Source organism: Blautia sp. BIOML-A1, from assembly GCF_009883055.1.
Taxonomy (GTDB): domain Bacteria; phylum Bacillota; class Clostridia; order Lachnospirales; family Lachnospiraceae; genus Blautia_A.
In genome coordinates, this window is sequence record NZ_WWVR01000084.1 from 1 (window position 1) to 1,822 (window position 1,822).

Consider the following 1,822-nt stretch of genomic DNA (forward strand, 5'->3'; position numbering starts at 1 on the left):
AGAAGTGTTTAACTCCGAGAAATAAGAAGAAATTAACGAAAATTGCTTTTCAAATTTTTGTGAATTTCGGCTTATTTAAGAAGGAGTTGCTTCTGCTCCCACCGTTTATTCGTTTTTAAAGAATGAGACAAAAGTGTTTCTTACTTTTGTCCCATGTTCTTTTTCCTACGTTTAGTCAAGTACTTTTTTCTATTGGTTTTTATCAAGAAAAAAGTATACGAAATAAGCCTAATAAATTAGAAATTTTTTTATTAGGTATGCTATAATTCTAGGTAAGGATATATTCCTTATTGGTCGTTAGAGGCCGTGTATGAGTAATCATACGGACTTGAATGTCGTACCATCGAATGGAGACATTTCAAGAGCTTGTTGATGCAGGCGACGAGCGCAACCTTATGCTTTTTGGGCGAAGGTTGCGTTTTTAGTTTATAGTAATAGTCCACAAGATGATTGGGCCCCGCCGCTTGTTGTCGAATCATGTTCATCATAATAAAATACAAATTTTTTCGGGCCTTCGGATTCCCATGTTTATTCATGTGTTCTTTGGCTGTATATTTTCCAGATTGATATCTTCTGGTATCAACACCGACGAAAGCATTCAATTGCTTATGAGAAGAAAAACGCCGAATATCCCCTAATTCACCAATAATGAGTCCTGCAGAAAGTTCACCAATTCCAGGGATACTTTGATAGAAATCAAATTCTATTGTTTGTTTCGCAATTTCAACTAGCTGTTTGGCGAGTTGTTCTTTTGTTACAAGCAATTGTTTCAATTGTTGGGCATAATACACGACTTTTTGAACAGAAATACTTTGTCCAGATTCTGCTGGATAAGAATTTTGCGCAAGTGAAAGTAAGGTTTGTGCTTTAGCCAAGGCTTTTTGATCGGAGATTTTTTTATCCGTATTTTTCTTTAACACATTTTTTACCTTAGTTTGGCTTAAGTGTGCCAAGTAATCAGGGTGGGGGAAAAGTTCGACAAGATTCAAGGCGAGTTTTGATAACCTGTTCGTGAAAAGTGTTTCCAATTCTGGGAAAGTCAATTGTAAAGCGGTATGCAGGTTCATTCTCGTGCGTTTAATGTCCCTTTCAATTTGTTGATAAAAGCGTGCAAAATCGCGTGTTTGTTTATAGACTTCTGTTTGAGATTGTTTTTGTTTCCGCAAAAATTGACCGTGTGTTTGTGCCAGTCGATGGGCATCTTGTTTATCCGTTTTGACTGAACGTAAGTCAATATTCAGTTGTTTTTTCGCTTCTAAAGGGTTTAATAAACAATAGGCGAAATGATTCTTTTGACAAAAAGTTTCAATGACTCTTGAATAAACCCCCGTTGCTTCAAAAACGATTTGTGGTCGTTCTGGAAGAGCATAAATTTCTTGAAGAAGTGCATTGAAATGTGTTTTATCGTGAAGAATTTCTTGTTCAAAAAGACAAGTATTTTCATGATAAATAACGACATAACTTTTTCCCATTGAGACATCTAAAGCAAGTACATACATAATTTTCATCTCCTAAGAAGTGTTGAAAGATTCTTCACTGCTTCATTTCGTTCCTAATTTCCTTTACACGGGCTCGAAGCCCCAACATACTTAAACCAGGTTTTAAAATGACAGTGAAGAAGACCATTTTTTGTTTGGGACTCGTAGTCCAAGAAAGTGTGGTCGGTCTTTCTTTCACAACCAACTATACGCTTAAAAGAGCGTTAGAGGGTAATTTCATCCGTCGATGAATTTACCCTCTAATCTTAGTATGTTTTTTAACTCAATCGTTCGTTCCATTAACCAAACATTCAAAAGTATCTTCTTATAGCATTGGCATAATC

The 1,822-nt window shown here is 35.8% G+C and carries 1 protein-coding gene; it reads right to left on the bottom strand.

Features of this window, described 5'->3' with window-relative positions; all coding sequences use genetic code 11:
- Nucleotides 1-287: 287 nt before the first annotated feature.
- Nucleotides 288-1,499 (bottom strand): IS110 family transposase, encoded by a 1,212-nt coding sequence (locus GT674_RS16720; RefSeq protein WP_241670433.1) that lies wholly within the window; start codon nucleotides 1,497-1,499, stop codon nucleotides 288-290.
- Nucleotides 1,500-1,822: the final 323 nt, after the last annotated feature.